Origin of the sequence: Streptomyces sp. CA-278952, from assembly GCF_028747205.1 — a bacterium.
Taxonomy (GTDB): domain Bacteria; phylum Actinomycetota; class Actinomycetes; order Streptomycetales; family Streptomycetaceae; genus Streptomyces.
In genome coordinates this window covers 3,860,945-3,885,143 of the sequence record NZ_CP112880.1, presented here as the reverse complement: position 1 = coordinate 3,885,143, position 24,199 = coordinate 3,860,945, and the positions used below count along the sequence as shown (strand labels likewise).

Genomic DNA, 24,199 nt, shown 5'->3' with positions numbered 1-24,199 from the left:
CTATCGCACGTCCGGGAGCACCGGCACGAGACTGTTCCAGCGCGCGATCTCGCACCCGTCGCGGCGGCTCGCGGTGGTGTCCACGGCCCGTCCCTCCCAGGTGCCCACGATGCGCGCGGTGGCGTCGCCGCCGTGGATCATCGTGCACATCGTGCCCTCGGGGGTCGGCCGGAACAGCTCCTGCCGCCCGGACCGGGTGGCGCCGGCCTCCGCCAGCCGGTCACAGGCCGCCTGCCCCCGCGGGTGGCTGCCCCCGATGGGCCCGCACTCCAGCTCGAAGGTGCCGTCGGCCCCGGCGACCCCGGTGTTCTCGACGGACACGGTGAGCCGCGTCAGCACCTCGCTCGCCTCACCCGCGCCCTTCCCGCCCCCGCCCTCCAGGAACCCGGGCAACGGGATGGGCATGGGCAGCGGCCCGAGAGAGGGCCGGGCGGCGGCGAACGGCCCGGAGGTGGGCACCGCGGCGGGCGTCGGACCGGAGGATCCGGGGCCGGAGGCGGTGGCGGTGGACGCCGGCACGGCGGTGGCGAGCGCGGCGAGCGAGACGACGGCGGTGAGGGCGAGACGGCGCAGCATGCGGAAGCTCCAGGATCTCTGCAGCGGGGCCGGCCACGGGCGGCGGTCACGGGTGATCACCGACCCGCCCGGGCGCCACGGCTGACGGACGACTGACGGGCGACGACGACGGGACGACTGACGGAGACCGGAGTCCCCACCCCTCTCTAACGCGCACCGCGCCCGGACGTTGCGGTAACACGCCGAACTGCTTTGCCCTGGCCCCCGGGGGCCTAGTAACGTGTGCGGCGATTGGTGGCACGACGCTCGACTGTGTCATCATCTGCACGCACCACTCGCCTCCGCGCGAGGTGTGCTGGAGGCGTCGCCTAGTCCGGTCTATGGCGCCGCACTGCTAATGCGGTTTGGGTCTTAAAGCCCATCGAGGGTTCAAATCCCTCCGCCTCCGCCCCACCCCGAAGCCCCGTGCCCCTGGCACGGGGCTTCGGCCGTTCCGGGACGCGCGAGCGCGCGGAGGGGGTGCCGGTGCCGGTTCGTGGCTGGTTCGAGAGGGTGGCCGGGACGGGCCTCAGGAGGCCGTTTCCGCAGGTCGGCAGCGGTGCGGCCAATGGATTTCGCGTCACGGCGCAGGTCATGTAATGTTGTTCTCGCAACGCCGACCGGGGAGAAAAAAGCCCGGAACGCCAAGCACTCGTAGCTTAACGGATAGAGCATCTGACTACGGATCAGAAGGTTGCAGGTTCGAATCCTGCCGAGTGCACAGCAGGCCAGAGGCCCCCAGGAGAAATCCTGGGGGCCTCTCGCGTCGGCCCTCTTGGGGAAATGCCGGTCAGTCCAGAGATGTTGAGACCGGGCCCCTCCGGGTGAGTCAGCGAGCCATGAACGGCTCGGTCAGGTGCGGGGTCGCGAGGTAGAGGCTGTCGGCGGACCGGCTGTGGAGCACCTGTTCTCTTGAGGCCCTTGCCTGCTCAGGGTCCATCTCGTGGGCGTAGGCGAGTTCCGGGTGGAGTAGCTGGATCGCGTGCACGAGCAGATCACCGGTGATGGCGACTGCTTCTCGCCCGGACGCGAGGAGCACGCTCTGGTGCCCGGGTGTGTGACCGGGGGTGGCGAGCACGCGCTCCCCGCTGCGCAGCGGGGTGTCGCCGTCGAGCAGTCGTAGCTGATCGGTCTTTCGCAGTGGGTCGATGACGGCGGACCGCAGCTGCGGGTTGATGGTCTCGATCGCTTCGACTTCGGCCTGCTGCAACAGGTATGCGGCGTTCGGGAAGAACGGCCGCAGCTGCTCGCCGCCGACGACGGCCCAGCCCACGTGGTCGGTGTGGAGGTGCGTGAGCACCACGGTGTCCACTGCGGACGGGTCGATGCCGGCGGCGGCCAGCGACGCGGGGAGTGCCCCGGGCACGGGCGCCCACGGGGCCGCCGGGCTGTCGGCCGGGCCGATTCCCGCGTCGACCAGCGTCACGCCCTGGTCGCTGCGGATCGCGAACGCGCGGAACTGGAGCTGCCAGCGCCCTTCGGCGTCGAGCGCGCCGGGATCGAGCCGGTCGGCCTCCGCCCACTGCTCGGTGGTGGCGTCGGGGAACGCCTCCGACCGGGGAGAGAAAAAGGGGCCCGCGCCATCGTCGAGCGCGATGACGGTGTACGGGCCGACCTGAAGGGAAGGAGGCATCCCCCAGATGGTGCCACTGGCGGGTGGCCCACGACCAGGCGGACGACGACTGTCGACGCTCTTCCGCCCCGGGCTACGCTCGGGCTTCTTCGCGGCCGACGGTCTCGGGCCCGTGCGCCCAGCGGGTCCGAGGCCCTCAGGAGGAATCCTGGGGGCCTCTTCCGTCCGTCGGCCCTGGCCGGCCGGAACCTCAGGCCGCTTCGGCGGCAGCGGCTGTGGCGGTCGCCTGCGCCGGCTCCGCCGTGATCCGGCGGCGGCGGGTCGGCAGGCCCATGGTGGGGTTCGCGACGCCCCAGGCCGCGGCCTTGCAGACCAGTTCCTTGTAGAGGGCGGCCACGCGGCCGGTCAGGGCGGTGCTGACGGCTCGGTCGTCTGCGGTGACGTACTGGATCAGGCCCTCCTTGCGGCCGAGGGAGACGCACTGGTTGAAGTAGCGGGCCGAGATGGTCGGGAGCTTGGTGCCGGTGAGGCGGGCGGCGATGGCGTCGGCGGCCTGCCAGGCGGTGGGGACGCCCGAGGCGCACGACATGCGCAGCGGCTTGCCGCCGGGGCCCGCGACCAGGGCCGCGTCGCCGATGGCGTACACGTCCGGGTGGGAGGTCGAGCGCATGGTGCCGTCGACCACGATCTGGCCGTTGTGGCCGGTCCGCAGTGGTGTGGCACGGGCGATCGGGTGGACCGCGAAGCCCGTCGTCCAGACCGTGACCGCGGCCGGGATGTCGCCCTCGGTGGTGGTGACACGGTCGGCGTGCACGGCGGTGACGTCGGCGTGTTCGTGGGCGGTGATGCGCAGGTCGGCGAAGACCTTCCGCAGGTGCCTGGCGCCCTTGGCGGAGAGCCAGTCGCCCAGGGCTCCTCGGGCGGCCAGGGAGACGTCCAGGTCCGGGCGGGTCTCGGCCAGCTCCGTCGCGGCCTCCACGCCGGTGAGGCCGCCGCCGACGACGACCACGGGTGTGCCGGGGGTGAGGGAGGCCAGGCGGTCGCGCAGGCGGAGGGCGCCGGGGCGGCCGGCGATGTCGTGGGCGTGTTCGGCGGCGCCGGGGACGGCGTGGGTGTTCCAGGCGCTGCCCAGGGCGTACACGAGGGTGTCGTAGGGCAAGGTCTCCGGCTCGCCGGTTCGGTCCGGGTCGGCGACGGACACGGTTCGGCGGTCGACGTCGATGCCCGTGACCTTGCCGAGGCGCAGCCGGACGGCCGTGCCGGCGAACATCTCGTGGAAGGGGCGGGGGCGGAGGTCCTGGCCCACCGCGAGCTGGTGCATCCGGACGCGCTCGACGAAGTCGGGTTCGGCGTTGACGAGGGTGATGGAGACGTCCTCGCGGTGCAGTCGCCTGGCGAGGCGTCCGGCGGCGCTCGCTCCGGTGTAGCCGGCTCCGATGACGATGACGCGGTGCTGCTGGAGATTCTGCTGCATGTCCTTCGCTCCTGTCTCGCGCGGTTTCGCCCCTTGAACCGGGCAGCTCGGCGATTCCTGACAGGTGAAGAATGTGACGTGCGCCACAGAGGGTTAGTTGATGCGGAGGGCCGGTTCTCCGTGGGCCGTCGCCGCCCACTGACGCGTCGCGCGGTCGAGCTTGTCGGGGTTGGCCTGGTTGCGGAACGCGGCGATGCCGTCCGCCGTGATCTCCAGGCACATGACGCCGATGACCCGGCCGTCGACGGTGACCACGAGCGCGGGCAGGCCGTTGGCGTACGAGACGTGGACCTCCGCCGTGCCGCCGAGGAGGTTGCGGGCGGCCTGGTTGGGGGTGAACAGGCTGCGCATGAACTTCGCGACGGCCGACGCGCCCTCGAACGGCTTCGCGCGGGCCGGTACCTTCCCGCCGCCGTCGCCGATCGCGACGGCGTCCGCGGTGAGCAGCCGGACGAGCGGTTCGGTCCGGCCGCTGGTGGCGGCCGTGAGGAACTCCTCGACGATCCGCCGGGCGGCGGCCTCGTCGATCTCGGTCCGGGTCCGGCCCTCCGCGATGTGCTTCTTGGCGCGGTGGAAGATCTGCTGGCCGGCGGCCTCGGTGATGTCGAGGATCTCGGCGATCCTCCGGTGCGGGTAGCCGAAGGCCTCCCGCAGCACGTACACCACCCGCTCGTTGGGGGTGAGGCGTTCCATGAGGGCGAGGACCGCGTACGAGACGGATTCACGCTGTTCGACGGTGTCGGCGGGGCCGAGCATCGGGTCTCCGACGAGCAGCGGTTCGGGCAGCCACTGGCCCACATAGGTCTCGCGGCGGGCGCGTGCCGAGGTGAGCTGGTTGAGGCAGAGGTTGGTGAGGACCTTGGTCAGCCAGGCCTCGGGGACCTCGATGCGGTCGATGTCGGCGGACTGCCAGCGCAGGAACGTGTCCTGGACGGCGTCCTCGGCATCGCTCGCGGAGCCGAGAAGGCGGTAGGCGATGGCCTTCAGCCGGGGCATGGACGCCTCGAACAGATCCACCTGGTTCCCGGTCAGCGCCATGGGCCGGATCATAACGGCCCTCCGCGGCGGTCGTTCGGAGGGCTGGGAGCGGGGTACCCGACGGGGTACGGACGTGACGGACGCGTTCCTCTCGGAGGTCGGCGATGAGGTCGAAGGAGCACGGGTGGGAAGAGCGTTGGCAGGACCGGTGGTGGGCGATGGGGCTGTTGGTGCTGGTGGTGTGGGTCGGTATCCAGCTGGCCTTCTACGGGTGGTCGGGGTGGCCGGGCATTCTGGTCGGCGGATTCGTCTACGCGGGTCTGATGACGTGGCTCTTGATGCGGCGTCGGCGGTGGGACGCGCGTGCCGTGGGTACGGAGGCCTCCCGGGTGCCGGAGCTGGAGCGGCGCATCGCGCAGAACGGCGAACTGCCCGAGGACCCGGCCGAACAGGTCGCCATGGTGCGCTTGATCCGGCGCCGGGAGGAGAAGCTGCGGCGCAACCGGTGGTGGGCCCTTCCCTCCCTCGGGTTGCTCTTCCTCACCATGCCGCTCTTCTGGTTCGCCGCGGGCAACGTCCCGATCGGGTTGTGGGGCCTCGGCTTCGGCGTGGGGTTCATGGGCTGGATGATCTGGTTCAACCGGCGGTTCGAACGGCGCATGGCCGCGATGCGGCGGCGGATCGAGGGTGTCGGAGGCTACGCGTAGCATCGCCGGACCGGTTCGACCGGTGGTCTTGTGCCGGTGGGAGAGAGCGGGGTCCGGGTGTCCGGTGGGTGGTGGTGCGCCGGGGTGCGGTGGCCCGGGCAGGTGCCGGAGCTGGGGTGGAGCAGGGGCGGTGACCGGCGGGTGAGCGTGCTCGCGTACGGGACCGGTCTCGGGTTCCGGGCCGTCGGGGAGCGGCACTGTGTGGGGGCCCGGGGGAATGCGTGCCCGCTGGGCGCGGTGGTGCCGGGGCGTTCCACCGGCGGGCGGTGCGCCGAGTGCGCGCGGCTGGACCGGGCGCACTCGGTGGCCGCCGACACGATCGCGGACGACCCCCGGACGTACCGTGTCTACCTCGCCTGGTTCGGGCCCGGCATGGTCAAGGTCGGGATCACCGGGGAGGAGCGCGGGGCCGCCCGGCTGCGGGAGCAGGGGGCCGTGGTCTTCAGCTGGCTGGGGCGCGGGCCCCTCATGGCGGCCCGGCGGACCGAGGAGGTGCTGCGGGCGGCCCTCGGAGTGCCCGACCGGATCCCGTACGCCAGGAAGCGGGCCGTGCGCGGGCGGCTTCCCGGGCGCGAGGAGCGGGCTGCCGAGGTGGCGGAGCTGTACGGGCGGGCCGAGCGCCTCGAAGGGCGTGGTTGGCCCGAGTCGTTGGAGCGGCTGCCCCTCGAAGTCGTCGATCAGGCCGCCCTGTTCGGGCTGGACCGGGCGCCCGCTCCGGTGCGGTCGGTGCGGGAGCTGGTCGACGGGGGCGTCCTCGCGGGGCGGCTGGTCGCGGCGGCCGGGCCCGATCTGCACCTGGCGGTGGACGGCGTGGGCGTGGTCGTCCTGGACACGCGGCTGATCACCGGGTGGGACCTCGCCGCTGTGGCCGCGGAGGCCGTGCCCGCGGAGGCCGTGCCCGCGGAGGGCGTAACTGCGAAGGGCGTATCTGCGCAGGCCGCGTCCACGGGGGCTGCGTCTGTGGGGGCCGAGCCCGCCGTGGCGCAGGGTGGTGTTCGTGTCCCCCTCATCGACATCGGCGGCGGCGGTGTGCAGGGTGGGTTGTTCTGACCGCCGACCGAGGGAGAGCGTCCGTGGGGCCGGAGAGCGATGACGTGGTGCGGTTCTGGAAGCGGCTCGGGCTGCCCGGGATCATCGACGTGCACACCCACTTCATGCCGGAGCAGGTCCTGCGCAAGGTGTGGGCCTACTTCGACGCCGTCGGACCGCTCACCGGCCTGGAGTGGCCGATCACCTACCGGTACGAGGAGGAGCGGCGGCTGGAGCTGCTGCGGTCGTTCGGGGTACGGCGCTTCACCTCCATGGTCTACCCGCACAAGCCCGGCATGGCCCGCTGGCTGAACGGCTGGGCCGCCGACTTCGCGGCCCGGACCCCCGACTGTCTGCACACCGCGACCCTCTTTCCGGAGGACGGTGTGGAGGTGTACGTGAAGGAGGCCGTCGAGGCGGGGGCGCGGGTCTTCAAGTCGCACCTCCAGGTCGGCGCGTACGACCCCAACGACCCGCTCCTGAAACCCGCGTGGGGGCTGCTCGCGGAGGCCGGGGTCCCGGTGGTCACGCACTGCGGGTCGGGGCCCGCGCCGGGCGCGCACACCGGGCCCGGGCCGATCGGGCGGCTGCTGGCGCGTCATCCCCGGCTGCGGCTGGTCGTCGCGCACCTGGGGATGCCGGAGTACGCGGAGTTCCTGGCGCTGGCGGAGGCGTATCCGGAGGTCCGGCTCGACACGACGATGGCGTTCACCGACTTCAGCGAGGGGTTCAGCCCCTTCCCGGCGGCGGAACGGGGGCGGCTCGCCGACCTCGGGGACCGCGTGTTGCTCGGGACCGACTTCCCGAACATCCCCTACCCGTACGTGCATCAGCTGGAGGCGCTGGAGCGGCTCGGGTTGGGGGATGAGTGGTTGCGGGCGGTCTGCCATGGGAACGCCGCCGCGTTGTTCCCCGCTCAGGGCCAGTAGAACCCGCGCCGCTTTCTCAGGGAATTCACAGGAACGGGTCAGGCTTCTCTCACGGGTGCCTCACAGAGTGGTCCCCATGACGACGACGACCTCGCCCCAGGGGCGTACCGAACTGCGCAGGCCGGACCGTACCCCCGTGCGGGTCCTGGTCGTGGACGACGAGGCTCCGCTCGCCGAGCTGCTCTCGATGGCCCTGCGGTACGAGGGGTGGGAGGTGCGCAGTGCCGGGGACGGGGCCGGGGCCGTCCGTGCCGCGCGGGACTTCCGCCCGGACGCGGTGGTCCTGGACGTGATGCTCCCGGACATGGACGGGCTGTCCGTGCTGGGCCGGCTGCGCCGCGAGTACGACGATGTGCCGGTCCTCTTCCTGACCGCCCGGGACGCCGTGGAGGACCGGATCGCCGGGCTGACCGCCGGTGGCGACGACTATGTGACCAAGCCGTTCAGCCTGGAGGAGGTCGTGGCCCGGCTGCGCGGGCTCATCCGCCGCTCGGGCTCGGCCGTCGCCGCCGGCCGCACCGAGTCCACGCTCGTCGTCGGGGACCTGGTGCTCGACGAGGACAGCCACGAGGTGAGCCGGGGCGGGGACGCGATCCACGTCACGGCCACCGAGTTCGAGCTGCTGCGCTTCCTGATGCGCAATCCGCGCCGGGTGCTCAGCAAGGCGCAGATCCTCGACCGGGTCTGGAACTACGACTTCGGCGGCCAGGCCAACGTCGTGGAGCTCTACATCTCCTACCTCCGCAAGAAGATCGACGCCGGGCGCACGCCGATGATCCACACCCGGCGCGGCGCGGGGTATCTGATCAAGCCCGGTGAGTAGGTGAGTAGGGGCCGGGGCGGTGTCCGGGTGCCGCGGCGGCCGTGGACGCTGCGGACGCGGCTCGTCGTGTCGGCGGTCTCGCTGATCGCCGTCGTCGCCGCCGTCATCGGGTCCGTCACCGCGATCGCCTTCCACAGCTACATGTACGGCAAGCTCGACGATCAGCTGCACTCCGTCGCCGAGCGCGCCCAACGTCCGCCGGGCCCGGGGCCGCAGGCGTTGCGCGAGGCGGGACCGCTCGGCTTCGTCGGCGGGGGCGGGCAGCCGCTCGGCACGTTCGGGGCCCTACTCGGTGAGGACGGGGACGTCACCGCGTCGAAGGTCGTCGAGGACAGCGGGCTGCGCGCCCAGGAGAGCGCGAAGCCGCTGACCGGGGAGGAGCGGAGCGCCCTGGAGGCGGCCGCTCCGACCACCGGTGAGGGAGCCCGGAGCGTCGACCTTCCAGGGCTCGGCGGCTACCGGGTCGAGGCCGCCACCACCACCGAGGGGCACACCGTCCTCGTCGGCATCCCCAGCGCCGAGGTGAGCGGTGCGCTGACCACCCTGATCGTCGTGGAGGTCTGCGTGACCGCCGCCGGGCTGCTGGCCGCGTCGATCGCGGGAAGCGCGCTCGTGGGGGTCGCCCTGCGGCCGTTGCGCCGGGTCGCCGCCACGGCCACCCGGGTATCCGAACTCCCCCTGCACCGCGGTGAGGTGGCCCTCCTGGAGCGGGTCCCGGACGCCGAGGCCGATCCGCGCACGGAGGTCGGGCAGGTGGGCGCGGCGCTCAACCGGATGCTCGGGCACGTCGGTTCGGCACTCGCCGCCCGCCAGGAGAGCGAGACGCGGGTCCGGCAGTTCGTCGCCGACGCCAGCCATGAGCTGCGCACCCCGCTGGCCTCGATCCGGGGCTACGCCGAGCTGACCCGCCGCGCCGGAGCGGGACGGGACGCGCCGGAGCGGCGCCCCACCGGGGGCCGGGAAGCGCCGGGGCCCGACCCGGTCACCCGGCACGCGCTGGGGCGGATCGAGTCGGAGGCGGCCCGGATGACGGGCCTGGTGGAGGATCTGCTGCTGCTGGCGCGACTGGACGCCGGGCGTCCGCTCTCGTACGGGAGCACCGATCTGCTGCCGCTGGTCGTGGACGCGATCAGCGACGCCCGGGCGGCGGACCAGGGGGCGCCGGGCCGGGGTGACAAGGCGGTGGACCAGGGGGCGCCGGGCCGGGATGCCGGCGCGGTGGACCGCCGGGGTGCCAGGGCGGTGGACCAGGGGGCGCCGGGCCGGGGCGCCAGCGCGGTCGATCGGGGTGCGCCGGGCCGGGAGGCCCTGCACCGCTGGCGGCTTGAGCTGCCCGCCGAGCCCGTGACCGTACGCGCCGATCCCGACCGGTTCCAGCAGGTGCTGGTCAACCTGCTGGCCAACGCCCGCACCCACACCCCGCCGGGGACCACCGTCACCGTGGCCGTACGGCCGTCCGCGCGCGCCGGAGGGCCGGTCACGCTGGAGGTGGGCGACGACGGGCCCGGCATCCCGGCGGAGCTGCTGCCGCACGTCTTCGAACGGTTCGCCCGCGGTGACGCCTCCCGCTCGCGCGGGGCCGGTACGGGAGGGGCGACCGGGTCCACCGGGCTCGGCCTGGCCATCGTGCAGGCCGTCGTCTCCGCGCACGGCGGGCGCGTACGGGTGGAGTCGGAGCCGGGCCGCACGGTGTTCGTGATCGAGCTGCCGGCGGCGGAAGCGGACGAAGCGCTCCGCGCGGACGCACAGGGCAAGGACAGGGCGGACTCAGAGGGCAAGGACAGGGCGGACTCACAGGGCAGGGACAGGCTCAGCACACCGGTGTGACAGCGCGGTCGGCGAACGTCGGAGCATGACCACCGACAGCCTCCGGAGCGGCCCCGGCGCGACCGGCCGCAGCAGCGGGGCCGGCGTGCACCGCGCCCGTCTGCCGGTCAGGGAGCACCTCCCGGCCCGTGGCCCGGCCACCGCCGCCGACGTCCCCGTGCTCGACGTCGTCGTCCCCGTGTACAACGAGGAGAAGGACCTCCGCCCCTGCGTCGTGCGCCTGAACGGCCATCTCGCGCGGACCTTCCCGTACCCCTTCCGCATCACCGTCGCCGACAACGCCAGCACCGACTCCACGCCCGCCGTCGCCGCGTCGCTCGCCGCGGAGCTGCCCGGGGTGCGGTACGTGCGGCTGGCGGAGAAGGGGCGGGGGCGGGCGCTGCGTACGGTCTGGGCCGAGTCAGACGCGCCGGTCCTCGCCTATATGGACGTCGACCTCTCCACCGACCTCAACGCCCTCCTCCCGCTGGTCGCCCCGCTCATCTCCGGCCACTCCGACCTGGCCATCGGCTCCCGGCTGGCGAGGAGTTCGCGGGTGGTGCGGGGGCCGAAGCGGGAGTTCATCTCACGCGCCTACAACCTGATTCTGCGCTCCTCGCTGGCCGCCGGGTTCAGCGACGCCCAGTGCGGGTTCAAGGCGGTCCGGCGCGAGGTCGCCGAGCGGCTGCTGCCGATGGTGGAGGACAGCGGCTGGTTCTTCGACACCGAGCTGCTGGTCCTCGCCGAGCGGGCCGGCCTGCGCATCCACGAGGTGCCCGTCGACTGGATCGACGACCCCGAATCGACCGTCCACATCGTGCGGACGGCCACCGAGGATCTGAGAGGCGTGTGGCGGGTGGGGCGGTCGCTGGCCGTCGGCGCGCTGCCGCTGGACCGGCTGGCCCGGCCCTTCGGGGACGACCCGCGCGACCGGACGCTGACCGGGGCGGAGCGCGGACTGGCCCGCCAGCTCGTCGGGTTCTGCTTCGTGGGCGCGCTGTCGACGCTGTTCTACCTCGCCCTGTACTCCCTCTTCCGGCTCGGCGTCGGACCGCAGTTCGCCAACGCCGGCGCGCTGCTCGTCTCCGCCGTCGCCAACACCGCCGCCAACCGCCGCCTCACCTTCGGTGTACGCGGCCGGGGCGGTGCCGTCCGCCACCAGGCGCAGGGGCTCGTGGTCTTCGCCATCGGCCTCGCGCTGACCAGCGGCTCGCTCGCCGCGCTGGGGGCGGCGAGCGGATCGCCCTCGCACGGCACGGAGCTGGCCGTGCTGATCACCGCCAACCTCGCGGCCACCGTGCTGCGTTTCCTGCTCCTGCGCGCCTGGGTCTTCCCGGCCAGCGCCTGCCCCGACCCCGAGGACGTCCGATGACCACGACCGCCGCCCCCGCGATGCCCGTCGCCGCGCCGCCGGCCGGGAGAGAAGGCCCTCGCTGGGCGCGCCCCGCGCTGTACGGGCTGCTGCTGGCCGTCGGCCTCGCGTACTTCTCCAACCTCAGCGCCTCCGGGTACGCCAACTCCTTCTACTCCGCAGCCGTCCAGGCGGGCAGCCAGAGCTGGAAGGCCCTCTTCTTCGGCTCGCTGGACTCGGGAGGCGCCATCACCGTCGACAAGCCGCCCGCCGCGCTCTGGCCGATGGCCCTGTCGGTGCGGCTGTTCGGGCTCAACTCCTGGGCGATCCTGGCACCGCAGGTCCTGATGGCGCTCGCCACGGCGGCCGTGCTGAACACCGCCGTACGCCGTCGTTTCGGACCGGTCGCCGGGCTGATCGCGGTGGGCGTGTTCGCGTTGACGCCCGTCGCGGCGCTGATGTTCCGCTTCAACAATCCGGACGCGCTGCTCGCCCTGCTGATGACCGTCACCGTCTGGTGCGTGCTGCGGGCCCTGGAGCAGGGTCGGACGAAGTGGCTGCTCTGGGCGGGCGCGGCGGTCGGGTTCGCGTTCCTGACGAAGACCCTCCAGGCGTTCCTGATCCTGCCGCCGCTGGCCGGGCTGTACGCGGTGTGCGCCCCCGTTCCCGTACGGAAGCGGATCGGTCAACTCGCCCTGTCCGCGCTGACGATGGTCGTCGCCGGCGGCTGGTGGGTCGCGATCGTGGAGCTGATGCCGGCTTCCTCGCGCCCGTACGTCGGCGGCTCGCAGAACAACTCCTTCCTGGAACTCACCTTCGGCTACAACGGGCTCGGCCGGATCAACGGCGAGGAGACCGGGAGCGTCGGCGGGGGAGGCGGCGGCCGTGGGGGCGGAGGCGGCGGTGGCTGGGGTGAGACCGGCATCGGCCGAATGTTCGACTCCGAGATCGGCGGCCAGATCGCGTGGCTGCTCCCCGCCGCGCTGATCCTGCTGGCGGCCGGGCTCTGGCTGACCCGGAAGGCGGCGCGGACCGACTCCGCGCGGGCCGCGTTCGTCGCCTGGGGCGGTGCGCTGATCATGACCGCCGCCGTGTTCAGCTTCATGGCCGGGATCTTCCACCAGTACTACACGGTGGCCCTCGCCCCGTACGTCGCGGCGCTCGTCGCCATGGGCGTCACGGTGCTGTGGGAGGAGCGGGGCGCGTGGTGGCCGCGCGCGGTGCTCGCGGGCACGGTCGTGGTGACGGTGGTCTGGGCGTACGTCCTGCTGGGCCGTACGCCGGACTACCTGCCGTGGCTGCGGTGGGCGGTACTGGCGGCAGGGATCGTCGGCGCGCTCGGGTTGCCGGCCGTGGGCCGGTTCGGCGGCCGGGGTCTGGCGGCCGCCGTGGTCGGGCTGTGCTGCGCGGCGTCGCTGGCGGGGCCGGCGGCGTACACCGTCTCCACCCTGAACAGCGCCCACCAGGGGTCGATCGTGACCGCCGGTCCTTCGGCCGGCTTCGGCAGGGGCGGACCCGGGGGCGGTGGCGGCCGGGGCTGGCCCGGCGGCGGTGACGACGGGCAGCGCGGTGGCATGCAGCAGCCTCCCGGCCAGGCGCGGGGGCAGGGGCAGGCGCAGGGCGGCATGCCTACGTTGCCGGGAGGGGCCGCACCGGGAGGAACCGCACCCAGCGGTGCAAGCACAGGGGCGGGGACGAACCCCGGCTTCGGTGAAGGGATGAGGGGTGACGGCGGCGGAGGCGGCGGCATGGGCGGGCTGCTCAACGGCGCGTCCGTCGACGCCAAGGCGAAGGCGCTGCTGGAGAAGGACGCGGACGACTACACCTGGGTCGCCGCCGCCGTCGGCGCGCAGAACGCGGCCAGCTACCAACTCGCGACCGGCGAGCCGGTGATGGCGATCGGCGGCTTCAACGGGAGCGACCCGTCACCGACGTTGGCCCAGTTCAAGAGCCACGTCGCGGAAGGGAAGATCCACTACTTCGTCTCGGGCGGAGAAATGGGAGGCGGAATGGGCGGAGAAACGGGAGGCGGGACGCAAGGTGGCGGTGGCGGCAGAGGCGGCAACTCCGGTACCTCGTCGCAGATCTCCTCCTGGGTGACGGAGAACTTCACCGAGGTCACCGTCGGCGGCACCACCTTCTACGACCTGACGCAGCCCGCCGGCTGAGGACCGGGCGTACGCGGTCGGGCTCAGAACCCGGCCGCGTACGTCCAGAAGTCCCGCACCACCTGCGGAGCCGCGGGCCCGGCCATCTCCAGCTGGGTGAGGAGGACGGCGACGGTGCCCGTGGAGGGGATGACGTGGGCCGTGGTGCCGGTGCCGCCGATCCAGCCGTAGCGGCCGAGAACGTTCCAGGGGGCCGCGATCTCGATGTCCACCGCACCGCCGAAGCCCCAGCCCTGCCCCTCCGTGAACAGCCCGCTCGCGGCGCGCTGGTCCGGGGTGAGGTGATCGGTGATCATCTGGCGGACGGACTCGGCGGCCAGCACCCGGTGGCCGCCGTCGTTCAGGCCCCCGGCGAGCAGCATCCGGCCGAAGGCGGCCCAGTCGTCGACGGTCGAGACCAGCCCGCCCGCGCCGGACGGGAAGGCGGGCGGGCTGCTCCACTGCCCGTCCGGGGCGTCGACCAGCACCGGATCGCTTCCGCTGTCCGCCCCGGCCCGGTAGTAGCCGGTGAACCGGTCCAGCGCGGCGGGCTCCACGGCGAACCCGGTGTCCGTCATGCCGAGGGGTTCGAACAGTCGCTCCGCCAGATACCCGGGCAGCGGGCGGTCGGCGACTCGGGCGATGAGGACGCCGAGGATGTCCGAGCACGTGTTGTAGAGCCAGCCGTCGCCCGGCTGGTGCAGCAACGGGACCCGGGACAGCGCGGCCATCCAGGCGTCCGGCGCGAGGACGGTCTGCGGCTGCGGCGGGCCCTGTTTCAGCTCGGCGAAGAGCGGGGCGACGGCCGGGAGGGAGAAGTCGGAAGGGAAGCCGTAGCCGGCCCGGAAGGTCAGCAGGTCCAGCAGGGTGATCGGGCGGACCGCCGACACCACGTCGTCGACCGGACTCTGCGGGGTCCGTACGACCAGGGGCGCGGCCAGTTCCGGCAGCCACGCCGCGACCGGGTCGGCGGGGGCGATGAGGCCGTCCTCGACGAGCGTCATGGCGGCCGCCGCCACGATCGGCTTGGTGATCGAGGCGATGCGGAAGATCGAGTCCCGCCGCATGGGCGCGGACCCGGCCAGGACGGCCGTACCGGCCGCCGCCACCTCGGCCCTCCGGCCCCGGGCGACCAGGGCCACCGCGCCCGGCATCGACCCCTCGGCGATGTGGGCGTCCAGCAGTTCGTGCAGGGAGGTGGTGGTCATGGGTCGTCCTTCGTCCGGTACCGGTACCGCGTGTGCTGTCGGAGGCATGCCCCCGGGGCCCCGCGGCGCGCGACCGCGGGTGGTGGTGGACCGGGCGCGGCCCTCGGACAGGAGGACGCGCGCCGGCCGTAAAAGGAGGCATGCGGACCGAAAATGATGACTCCCGGCCCGCCCGGGACTCATCGGCCCGGGCCGGGGGTGCTGTGGGCCGAGCCCAGGGCTCACCGGCCCCTTCCTCCCCGTACCAGCAGGTCCGCCACCACCGGCCGGTGGTCGGAGGCGACGCTCTCCGGGACCCACGCCTTCCGCACCGTGATCGCGGCGCCCGGCCCGCCCTTCGACACCGCCACGAAGTCGATCCGCTTGACCGGGTTCTGCGCCGGGAAGGTGGGCGCGCCCGGGTCGGCGTCCGCCAGCTCCCGCCACAGCGGGGCCAGTTCGGGGGCGGCGGGCTCCGCGTTGAAGTCGCCGAGCAGGATGTGCGGGCCCCGGTCCTCGGCCATGATCCGCCGGGTGTCGGCGACCTGGGCGACGCGGACGGCGGGGTCCGGCCGGTAGTCGAGGTGGGTCACGTACACGTGCACGGGCAGCCCTCGCACCCGTACGACGACCTCGCCGAACCCCGGTGCGGGAGCGGGGGCCGGATTCGGGTCCTGAGTGGAGAGGCGGGTGATCTCGTGGTTCTCGGCGCTCACGATCCGGTGCCGCGACAGCACGGCCACCCCGTACTCCGCCCGGGGGCCGCCCGGCCGGGCCGGGTCCAGGCTGTAGATCGGGGCGAAGGAGACGTGCATGCGCAGCCGCCGCGCCAGCTCTCCTGCGAGATCCCGCCGCTCGCTGCGGTCGCCCCAATGCCGGTCGACCTCCTGAAGGCCGATCACATCCGCTTGCAGGGAACGTAGTTCGGCGGTCAAGCGGTCCAGGTCGAAGACTCCGTCCACGCCCGCCCCGGCGTGGATGTTGTACGTGGCGACCCGCAGCGGCACGCCCCCGCCGGACGGGGGGCGGGTCGTGGTGACGGCGGCCGCGGGCGGCGCGATGAGCGCGCCCAAGAGGGACGCGGCGAACAGGAGTTGAGGGATACGAGAGGTACGGCGACGCAGCGACATGGCTCTCCAACCGGCCGAAAATCGCGCACTTTGTCAGGTCAGCGTCGAGAACCGTACCGCTCGGCCGCCGCGCGGGTCCCACCGGCGCGGCCGGTCCGGTGGCACGGAATTGACTTGTACGATGTACAGGAGTCATCTTACGCTGTATATCAACGACCTGCCTTACGCCGTACAGTGCCGAGCTGCGCGTGCCGTACGACCACTCCGGAGCGAGCTGTCACCGCACCGGACCCCGGAGCCCAAGGAGTCCGCATGACGGCACCCGCCGCACCACGACCAGACCTCGCCCATCAGGGGCATCCGCAGCGCTGGCTGATCCTGGGTGTCATCTGCCTGGCCCAGCTCACGGTGCTGCTCGACAACACCGTCCTCAACGTCGCGATTCCCTCCCTCACGTCGGAGCTGGACGCCTCCACCGCCGATGTGCAGTGGATGATCAACGCCTACTCACTCGTCCAGGCAGGGCTGTTGCTCACCGCGGGCAGCTCCGCCGACCGCTACGGGCGCAAGAAGTTGCTGATGGTGGGCCTCGCCCTCTTCGGCGTCGGCTCGCTCGCGGCCGGGCTCTCCCAGTCCTCGGGCCAACTCATCGCGGCCCGCGCCGGGATGGGTGTCGGCGGCGCGCTGCTGCTCACCACCACGCTCGCCGTCGTGGTCCAGATCTTCGACGACACCGAGCGGGTCAAGGCGATCGGGATCTGGTCCACGGTCTCCTCCCTCGGCTTCGCGGCGGGTCCGCTGTTCGGCGGGTTCGTCCTCGACCACTTCTGGTGGGGTGCGATCTTCCTCATCAACATCCCGGTCGCCCTGATCGCCCTGGCCGCCGTCGCCCGGCTCGTACCGGAGTCGAAGAGCGGCCAGGGAGAGCGGCCGGACCTGCTGGGCGCGCTGCTCTCCACGATCGGCATGACCGCCGTCGTCTTCGCCATCATCTCGGGGCCCGAGCACGGCTGGGCGTCCGGCCAGGTGCTGCTGACGGCGTCCCTCGGAGTCGCGGTGCTGGCCGGATTCGTGCTGTGGGAGCTGCGCGTTCCCCACCCGATGCTCGACATGCACTTCTTCCGGAACCAGAAGTTCGTCGGAGCGGTGGCGGGGGCCATCCTGGTCGCCTTCGGGATGACCGGATCGCTCTTCCTGCTCACCCAGCACCTCCAGTTCGTCCTCGGTTACGGGCCGTTGGAGGCCGGCTTGCGGACGGCTCCGATGGCGCTCACCGTGGTCGCCCTCAACCTCACGGGGCTCGGCGCGCGCATGGTCCAGAAGTTCGGCACGCCCGTCGTCATCGCGGCGGGGATGAGCTGCCTGGCGGCCGGCCTCGCCGCGATCGCGGTGCTCGGCGGGGGCGACGGCGGGTACGGCGGCATGCTGTTCGGCCTGGTCGTGATGGGTGCGGGCGTCGCCCTCGCGATGCCCGCGATGGCCAACGCCATCATGAGCGCGATCCCGCCGGAGAAGGCCGGAGTGGGCGCGGGGGTCAACGGCATGCTCGCGGAGTTCGGCAACGGACTGGGGGTCGCGGTGCTCGGCGCGGTGCTGAACGCCCGATTCGCCGCTCTCGTGCCGGCCGCCGTCGGCGCCGCCTCGCTGCCCGCGGCCCTGGCCGCCGCCGACGGCCCCGCCGCCCGGGAGCAGATCAAGGACGCCTTCGCCTCGGGCCTGGAGGTCAGCCAACTGTTCGGCGCGGTCGCGGTGCTGGCGGGCGGGCTGCTCGCCGCGCTGCTGCTGCGCCGGGCCGAGCGGGCGGAGTCGTCGCCGGCCGGGGCTGCGAAGGCGCCGCTGGACGACGTTGCGGAGATGCCGGTGGCCGACGCCAGGAAGGCGCCGCCGGCCGGCGCCACGAAGACGGCGGTGGCCGGGGCTGCGAGGACGCCGGTGGCCGGGGCTGCGGAGGCCGGGGACCGGGCAGACTCGACGGGACCGGCGGCATAGCATCGGACCGGGCGCGCGTACCGGACCGTCAGCGTCCGGTACGCCGTCCTTCCGGCAGGACGACTTCGTCCCGCCCTTCCGGCAGGATCGAACGGCGGAGCGGTCCGCGCAAGACGAGGAGAGTGCGCCATGGTGTCCGAGTCCGACCGCGATTCCGACCGGGAGTCCGTGCCTGAACCTGAGCCGGAGTCCGGACCCGGGGCGGGGGCTGGGGCGGGGGCCGGGACCGGGACCGGGACCGAGACCGACCTGGCGAACAACGCCGCGCGGACCAGCGTATGGCTGGACCACCGGGCCCCCTCGCGCTCGCGCAGGACCGAGTCCCCGGCGGGCCTGGACCGCAACCGGATCACCGAGGCGTCGGTGCGGCTGCTGGACGCCGACGGCCTGGCCAAGTTCTCGATGCGCCGGCTCGCCGCCGAGCTGGACGTCACCGCGATGTCCCTCTACTGGTACGTCGACACCAAGGACGACCTCCTGGAGCTGGCGCTCGACTCGGTCTACGCCGAGATCGCCCCGCCCCGCGAGGACGCCGACTGGCGGGACCGGCTGCGGGAGCTGGCCCGCAGCTACCGCGAACTCCTCGTCCGCCACATCTGGATCTCCCCGCTGGCCGGGACGTTCCTCAACATCGGCCCGAACTCGATGCTGTTCTCGTACGCCGTCCAGGACATCGTCCGGGCCACCGGGCTGCCCCTGGAACGGCAGACGGGCGCGCTGTCGGCGGTCTTCCAGTTCGTGTACGGATTCGGCACCGTCGAGGGCCACTTCAAGGCGCGGTGCGACGCGACCGGGCTGACCCAGGACGAGTACCACCACCAGGCGCTGAACACGATCAGGGCACAGCCGCACCTGCGGCAGATCACCGAGGCCTCGGACGAACTGATGGCGGCCCGGGGCGGGGAGACGGTCGAGGAGATGCGTGAACGGGACTTCGTCTTCGCGCTGGACCTGCTGATCGCGGGCATCGAGGCGGTGCGCGACCGGAGCGGGTCAGCGACTCAGTAGCCCTTCTCCGAGGACCGCTCAGTGCTCGTGCCGGTCCTTCGAGGGCCGCTCGGTGGTTGCGTGAGTCCTCCGAGAGACGCTCCATGCTCGTGCCGGTCCCTTCGGGGGGCGTTCAGTACCCGCGCCCCGCGTCCACCGTCAGCTCGGGCCTGCGGCCCGCCGTCACGGCCTCCCAGCAGGCGGTGAAGTCGACGGAGACGTCCTCGTCGGTGGTGATCCCCGAGGAGTGCGAGGTGATGACCGTACGGGGCAGCTTCCACACCGGGTCGCCGGGCGCGGCCGGTTCCGCCGGCAGGACGTCCAGCACCGCCCGCCGCACCCGGCCGTCCCGCAGCGCGGTCTCCAGCGCCTCCATGTCGACGGTCGCGCCCCGCCCCACGTTGACGAACGTCGCCCCGCGCACCGCCGTGAACCGGTCGGCGCCGAAGAAGCCCTCGGTGGCCCCGGTCAACGGCAGCGTGGAGATCACCCAACGGGCCTCGCCCAGCACCCCGTCGTCCTCGGCGGCCCCGATCACGCGGTCGAAGCCGGGCACCACCCGGGCGGCGCCCGGCGCGGGCCCGAACCGCGTCGTGCGGGCGACGCCCACGGTGCGTACCCCGCAGGCGCCCAGCAGCCGCCCGACGGCCGCGCCGATGCGGCCGGTCCCGTAGATCAGGGCGGTCTGCCCGGCGACGAGCTCCGAGGGGAGGCGCTCCCACTGCGCGCGGGCGTGCAGGGCCGTGAACTCCGGTACGGACTGGCACTCGGCGAGCACCCAGGCCAGGACGTACTGGGCCATCCGCTCGCCCATCCGGCCCACGGTCCGGGTCAGGAGCGCCGAGCCGGGCCAGGGGCCTCCGGCGAACAGCGGGTCGGTCCCCGCGTTGACGCTGTGGAACCAGAGCAGGCGGCTGGTCCGCAGCGCGTCGGGCAGTGTCTCCCCCACGCACAGCAGGGGCGCGTCGGACGGCGGCGGGACGTTCTCCAGGGGCTCCGCGCCCCGACCGGTGATCCGCTCCAGTTCCCGTACCAGCCCGCCGTCGAGCGAGGGCGCGACCAGCAGCCGGGCTCTCGCGAGGGCGTCGGGCGAGGGCAGCGGGGCCGGGACGGGCATCCCACACGCGAGGAGGGAGTGGGGCTGCCCCGGGACGGGTATCGGCGGAACGGGCTCGGCGTTCCCGCCCTCTTCGTTCTCCCCGTTCTCCCCGCTCTCTGCGGCTTCTGCGGCTTCTGCGGCCTCTGCGGTGTTCCCGGTCTCTCCGGCCTTTCTGGCTTCTCCGGTCATCGCGCGGTCAGCTCCCCGGGGCCAGGTGGGCCGGGAAGCCGCCGGTGGCGACGGGGCCCCAGCGCTCCGGGGTGACCCGGATGATGGACTTGCCCTGCCTCACCATCGCCGCCCGGTACTCGTCCCAGTCCGGGTGCTCGCCCGAGATGTTCCGGAAGTACTCGACGAGCGGCTCGACCGAGTCCGGGGCGTCGATGACCTCCGCCGAACCGTCGACCTGCACCCACGGCCCGTCCCACTCGTCCGACAGCACGATCACGCTGACCCGTTCGTCGCGCCGCGCGTTGCGGGTCTTGGCGCGCTCGGGGTACGTCGCCATGACGATCCGCCCCGCGCCGTCCACGCCGCAGGTCAGCGGGGAGCCCTGGGGGCGGCCGTCGGCCCGGGTGGTGAGCAGGACCGCCCGGTGCCGGGGGCGTACGAACGCCAGCAACTCGTCGAGCTCCACGGCGGTGTTGGTCGCGATGTTCGGTGCCATGCCCACCACCCTACGACCGGGCCGGGCCAAGGCCGGGGTAGCGCCCCGCCGAGGACTAACCGGGCAGCGCCTCGCCCTGTACCGCCTGGATGTCCAGCTCCACGCGCAGCGTCGTCCCGATCGCGGAGATGCCCGCCTGGACGACCTGGTTGTAGTTCATCGCGAAGTCGGCGCGGCGCAGTTCGGCGGTGGCGTGGAAGGCCGCGCGCACCCCGCCCCACGGGTCGGGCCCGGTGCCGAGGTAGCTGAGGTCCAGGTCGACGGGGCGCGATACGCCGTGCATGGTCAGTTCGCCGTGCACGGTCCAGCGGTCGGGTCCCGCCGGGTCCAGCGCGGTGGAGCGGTAGGCGATCTCCGGGTACCGGTCCACGTCCAGGAAGTCCGGAGAGCGCAGGTGCTTGTCCCGCATCTCGTTGCCGGTGTCGATTCCGGCCGCCCTGATCACCGCGTCGACCCGGGAGCGGGAGACGTCCTCGGCGATCTCGATCCGGCCGCCGAAGTCGGTGAAGCGGCCGTGCACGCTGGAGATCCCCAGGTGCTGGGCGACCGCGCCGACCGAGGAGTGCGCGGGGTCCAGCGACCAGACGCCCGGCGGCGGGAGCTCCACCCCGCCCTGGCGGGCCAGCACGATCTGGCCGCCCTCGATCCGGCCGCTCGCGGTGACGAGGGCGGTGGAGGCGGCGGGCGCGTACCCGACCGCCGTGACGATCACCGTGTACGCACCGGCCGCCAGGGAACCGTCCGTCCGGACGGCCCCGTTCTCGTCGGCGGCGGCGCGCAGCACCTGGGCGCCGGTCATGTCGGTGACGGTGACGACGGCGTGCTGGACCGCCCAGCCGTCCCGTGTCCGTACCTGTGCGCGAAGTCCCATCCCGTATCTCTCTCCTAGCTCGATGACCCCGCGGCCGGCCCGAAGGAACCCGGGGCCACATGGGTCGGGCCCCGGGGCGGGCACGGCAGGCCGTCCCCTGCTCGCCGTGCCCGCCACCGGGGCCCATTTCCACCCGGTCGTGACAGCCTCTCCGCTGGAAGTGCCGTCCGACCAGGGGTCTTCGCGATCCCTTCACGTGCTCGCGCGCATCCCTATAGGTGCTCGCGCGCCGGTGCCGAAGGAATCAGTCCCCAGGAATCAGTCCCGAGGGGTCAGTCCCGAGGGGTCAGTCCCGAGAGGTCAATCCCGACGGACCAGTCCCGACGGACCAGTCCCGACGGACCAATCCGTGGGAATCAGTCCGCGGGAATCAATCACTCACCCGGGTGGGCGAGTTCGATGTCGTGCCCGTCGACTCCCGGGCCGCTCACGGTCAGCGATCCGGCCACCGGCGGGTAGCCGGTCGCGATGACCGCGTACTCGCCCGCGTCCAGGTCGGTGAAGGCGTACGCCCCGTCCTCGCCGGTCGTCGCGGTCGCGACCACGTTGCCCGCCGCGTCGATCAGCGTGACCCGTGCGTCGGTCAGCGGGCTCCGGGCGGACCCGGCCCGCACGACGCCCCGGACCAGCGCCCCGGACCGCAGCGCGGCCTCGACGCGGGTGACGCCCTGGCCGCCGATCTCCACCGGCAGCGCCAGCGGACGGAAGCCGGCGGCGTTGACCGCGACGGTCACGGAGCCCGGGATCAGCTCGCCGAAGGCGAACTCCCCGGACGGGCCGGACACGCCGGTGGCCAGCACGTCGCCCCGAACGTCGGTCACGACGACCATCGCGCCGTCGACGGCTGCGCCGGACTCGACGGCCTTGACCGTTCCGGCCAGTCCGCTCGTACCGGAGAGCAGGATGTCGAAGCCCAGGGGCTCCTCGCCGACGACCACCGTGGACGCCTGCGGCTGGAAGCCGTCGGCGGAGGCGATCAGCACATAGCTGCCGGAGCCGGGGGCGTCCAGGGCGTAGCCGCCGTCGGGCCGGGCCACGGAGCGGCCGAGCTGCCGGCCGCCCAGCGAGATCAGGGTGACGGCGGCACGGGCGACCGGAGCACCCTCCGCACCCCGCACCACACCGTGGACCGAGGTGCCCTGAACGCCGCCGCCGCTGTGGGCGGTGTCGTACGAGGCGGAGGCGGGGGCGGGGGCGGTGGCGGGGACGCCGGTGGTGTCGACCGAGGTGACCCCGGCCGCGCCCTCGGAGACCGGACCGGTGGCCGCGCCGACGGCGGCCGGCACGGGGACCTCGGCCGTCTCACCGGTCGCGGAGGCCTCGGCGGTGGTGTCGGTCGCCACGCTGCTCTTCAACGCGACCTCCTTGATGAAGATCGTCACGATGAAGGCGACGAGTGCGGCCGGGGCGGCGTACAGGAAGACGTCGCCGACGCCGTGCCCGTACGCGGCCTCCATGACCAGGCGCAGGGGCTCGGGCAGCTTGTCCAGGTCGGGGATGCCCCCGCCGCCGGTACCGCCGTGGCCGAACGCCGCACCCTCCGGGCCGAGGGCGGTGATGCCGTCCTGGACGTAGTGGGTGACCCGGTTGCCCAGGACCGCGCCGAGCGCGGAGACGCCGATCGCACCGCCGAGGGAGCGGAAGAAGGTGACGACGGAGCTCGCGGAACCGAGGTCCTCGGGGGCGACCTGGTTCTGGGTGGCGAGGACCAGGTTCTGCATCATCATGCCGATGCCGAGACCCATGACGAACATGTAGACCGCGACGTGCCAGTACGTCGTGTCGTACCGGATCGTGCCGAGCATCCCGAGCCCGGCCGTGACCAGGAAGCCACCGGTGACCAGCCACGCCTTCCAGCGCCCGGTCTTGGTGATGACCTGGCCGGAGATGGTCGAGGAGAGGAAGAGCCCTGTGATCATCGGGATGGTCATCACGCCGGACATCGTCGGCGACTTGCCGCGCGCCAGCTGGAAGTACTGGCTGAAGAAGACGGTGCCCGCGAACATCGCGATGCCGACGAACAGCGAGGCGATCGAGGCGAGGGTGATGGTGCGGTTACGGAAGAGGCGCAGCGGAATGATCGGTTCGGCGGCGCGCGACTCGACGAGGACGAAGAGCAGGCCGAGCAGGACGGAGCCCGCGACCATCACGCCACTCTGCCACGACAGCCAGTCGTACTTGTCGCCCGCGAAGGTCACCCAGACCAGCAGCAGGGAGACGGCGGCGCTGATGAAGAACGCGCCGGTCCAGTCGACCTTCACGCCCTCGCGCTTGACGACCGGGAGCTTCAGGGTCTTCTGGAGCACGATCAGCGCGATGATCGCGAACGGCACGCCCACGTAGAAGCACCAGCGCCAGCCCATCCAGCTGGTGTCGGTGATGACGCCGCCGAGCAGCGGACCGCCGACGGTGGCGACCGCGAAGACCGCGCCCAGGTAGCCGCTGTAACGTCCGCGCTCGCGCGGGGCGATCATCGCGGCCATGACGATCTGCGCGAGGGCGGAGAGACCGCCGACGCCGATGCCCTGGACGACCCGGCAGGCGATGAGCATGCCGCTGCTGGTCGACAGACCGGCGACGACCGAGCCCAGGACGTAGATGATCAGGGCTATCTGGACCAGCAGCTTCTTGCTGAAGAGGTCCGAGAGCTTGCCCCAGAGCGGGGTGGTGGCGGTCATGGCCAGCAGCGAGGCCGTCACGACCCAGGTGTAGGCGCTCTGACCGCCGCCGAGGTCGGAGATGATCTCGGGCAGGGCGTTGGAGACGACCGTCGACGACAGGATCGCGACGAACATGCCGAGCAGCAGCCCGGCCAGCGCCTCCATGATCTGCCGGTGCGTCATCGGCGTGCCGTCGGAGGCACCGGAGGCGGTGGCGCTCCCGTGCCCTCCGTGCTTGGCGTGGCCGCCCCGCACACCGGTGGGTGTGGTCGTAGCCATTGAGTTCCTTATCCGTGC

General features: G+C 72.9%; 19 protein-coding genes and 2 tRNA genes. 11 read left to right on the top strand and 10 right to left on the bottom strand.

Going from position 1 to position 24,199, the window contains the following annotated elements; all coding sequences use genetic code 11:
* A complete protein-coding gene (locus tag N7925_RS17385; RefSeq protein WP_274344388.1) occupies positions 1-576 on the bottom strand; it encodes an SSI family serine proteinase inhibitor in 576 nt (191 codons plus the stop codon).
* A 297-nt stretch (positions 577-873) separates the two neighbouring features.
* Between N7925_RS17385 and N7925_RS17380 the strand changes: the two genes are divergently transcribed.
* Together N7925_RS17380 and N7925_RS17375 are read left to right on the top strand one after the other, a co-directional pair.
* Positions 874-964 (top strand) — tRNA-Ser (locus tag N7925_RS17380).
* Positions 965-1,203: 239 nt separating this feature from the next.
* Positions 1,204-1,276: transfer RNA gene (locus N7925_RS17375), tRNA-Arg, on the top strand.
* A gap of 108 nt (positions 1,277-1,384) precedes the next feature.
* On the opposite strand, the gene N7925_RS17370 is transcribed toward N7925_RS17375, so the two are convergent.
* From N7925_RS17370 to N7925_RS17360, 3 genes are all read right to left on the bottom strand, one after another.
* On the bottom strand, positions 1,385-2,188 hold the full coding sequence (locus N7925_RS17370) for an MBL fold metallo-hydrolase (protein ID WP_265600505.1): 804 nt from the start codon (positions 2,186-2,188) through the stop codon (positions 1,385-1,387).
* Positions 2,189-2,378: 190 nt separating this feature from the next.
* Positions 2,379-3,602 (bottom strand): NAD(P)/FAD-dependent oxidoreductase, encoded by a 1,224-nt coding sequence (locus N7925_RS17365; RefSeq protein ID WP_265600504.1) that lies wholly within the window; start codon positions 3,600-3,602, stop codon positions 2,379-2,381.
* Between the two features lie 93 nt (positions 3,603-3,695).
* Entirely contained in the window at positions 3,696-4,640 is a 945-nt protein-coding gene (locus N7925_RS17360) for an RNA polymerase sigma-70 factor (RefSeq protein ID WP_274344387.1), read from the bottom strand.
* A gap of 104 nt (positions 4,641-4,744) precedes the next feature.
* Here N7925_RS17360 and N7925_RS17355 point away from each other — a divergent pair, with 104 nt between their 5' ends.
* The 7 genes from N7925_RS17355 to N7925_RS17325 all read left to right on the top strand — a co-directional run bounded on the left by N7925_RS17355 (position 4,745) and on the right by N7925_RS17325 (position 13,393).
* Entirely contained in the window at positions 4,745-5,287 is a 543-nt protein-coding gene (locus tag N7925_RS17355; protein ID WP_265600503.1) for a hypothetical protein, read from the top strand.
* Between the two features lie 57 nt (positions 5,288-5,344).
* Positions 5,345-6,337: a DUF2797 domain-containing protein gene (locus tag N7925_RS17350; protein WP_274344386.1), complete on the top strand. Its 993-nt coding sequence runs from the start codon at positions 5,345-5,347 to the stop codon at positions 6,335-6,337.
* Between the two features lie 23 nt (positions 6,338-6,360).
* Entirely contained in the window at positions 6,361-7,245 is an 885-nt protein-coding gene (locus N7925_RS17345; RefSeq protein WP_274344385.1) for an amidohydrolase family protein, read from the top strand.
* A 76-nt stretch (positions 7,246-7,321) separates the two neighbouring features.
* Positions 7,322-8,068 (top strand): response regulator transcription factor, encoded by a 747-nt coding sequence (locus tag N7925_RS17340; RefSeq protein WP_274344384.1) that lies wholly within the window; start codon positions 7,322-7,324, stop codon positions 8,066-8,068.
* A 27-nt stretch (positions 8,069-8,095) separates the two neighbouring features.
* Positions 8,096-9,895 carry a sensor histidine kinase gene (locus N7925_RS17335; protein WP_274344383.1) on the top strand — a complete coding sequence of 600 codons (1,800 nt, stop codon included), beginning with the start codon at positions 8,096-8,098 and terminating at the stop codon, positions 9,893-9,895.
* Between the two features lie 25 nt (positions 9,896-9,920).
* A complete protein-coding gene (locus N7925_RS17330; protein WP_265600498.1) occupies positions 9,921-11,246 on the top strand; it encodes a bifunctional glycosyltransferase family 2/GtrA family protein in 1,326 nt (441 codons plus the stop codon).
* Positions 11,243-13,393 carry an ArnT family glycosyltransferase gene (locus N7925_RS17325; protein ID WP_274344382.1) on the top strand — a complete coding sequence of 717 codons (2,151 nt, stop codon included), beginning with the start codon at positions 11,243-11,245 and terminating at the stop codon, positions 13,391-13,393. The genes N7925_RS17330 and N7925_RS17325 overlap by 4 nt, the downstream gene beginning before the upstream one ends.
* A 23-nt stretch (positions 13,394-13,416) precedes the next feature.
* Here N7925_RS17325 and N7925_RS17320 read toward each other — a convergent pair whose 3' ends face one another.
* Together N7925_RS17320 and N7925_RS17315 are read right to left on the bottom strand one after the other, a co-directional pair.
* A complete protein-coding gene (locus tag N7925_RS17320; protein WP_274344381.1) occupies positions 13,417-14,580 on the bottom strand; it encodes a serine hydrolase domain-containing protein in 1,164 nt (387 codons plus the stop codon).
* 221 nt (positions 14,581-14,801) lie between these two features.
* Positions 14,802-15,689, bottom strand: a complete 888-nt coding sequence (locus N7925_RS17315) for an endonuclease/exonuclease/phosphatase family protein (RefSeq protein WP_274344380.1) — start codon at positions 15,687-15,689, stop codon at positions 14,802-14,804.
* A 252-nt stretch (positions 15,690-15,941) separates the two neighbouring features.
* On the opposite strand from N7925_RS17315, the gene N7925_RS17310 reads away from it, so the two are divergent.
* Entirely contained in the window at positions 15,942-17,618 is a 1,677-nt protein-coding gene (locus tag N7925_RS17310) for an MFS transporter (protein WP_274344379.1), read from the top strand.
* Positions 17,619-17,747: 129 nt separating this feature from the next.
* Positions 17,748-18,626, top strand: a complete 879-nt coding sequence (locus N7925_RS17305; protein ID WP_274344378.1) for a TetR/AcrR family transcriptional regulator — start codon at positions 17,748-17,750, stop codon at positions 18,624-18,626.
* 112 nt (positions 18,627-18,738) lie between these two features.
* On the opposite strand, the gene N7925_RS17300 is transcribed toward N7925_RS17305, so the two are convergent.
* The 4 genes from N7925_RS17300 to N7925_RS17285 form a co-directional block, all read right to left on the bottom strand.
* The gene (locus N7925_RS17300) at positions 18,739-19,722 is read right to left on the bottom strand and encodes an NAD(P)-dependent oxidoreductase (RefSeq protein ID WP_274346493.1); all 984 of its coding nucleotides are present in this window, start codon (positions 19,720-19,722) and stop codon (positions 18,739-18,741) included.
* A gap of 178 nt (positions 19,723-19,900) precedes the next feature.
* The gene (locus N7925_RS17295) at positions 19,901-20,371 is read right to left on the bottom strand and encodes a PPOX class F420-dependent oxidoreductase (protein WP_265600492.1); all 471 of its coding nucleotides are present in this window, start codon (positions 20,369-20,371) and stop codon (positions 19,901-19,903) included.
* Positions 20,372-20,426: 55 nt separating this feature from the next.
* Positions 20,427-21,242, bottom strand: a complete 816-nt coding sequence (locus N7925_RS17290; protein ID WP_274344377.1) for a YceI family protein — start codon at positions 21,240-21,242, stop codon at positions 20,427-20,429.
* Between the two features lie 374 nt (positions 21,243-21,616).
* Positions 21,617-24,181: an MFS transporter gene (locus tag N7925_RS17285; RefSeq protein ID WP_274344376.1), complete on the bottom strand. Its 2,565-nt coding sequence runs from the start codon at positions 24,179-24,181 to the stop codon at positions 21,617-21,619.
* Between the last annotated feature and the right edge of the window lie 18 nt (positions 24,182-24,199).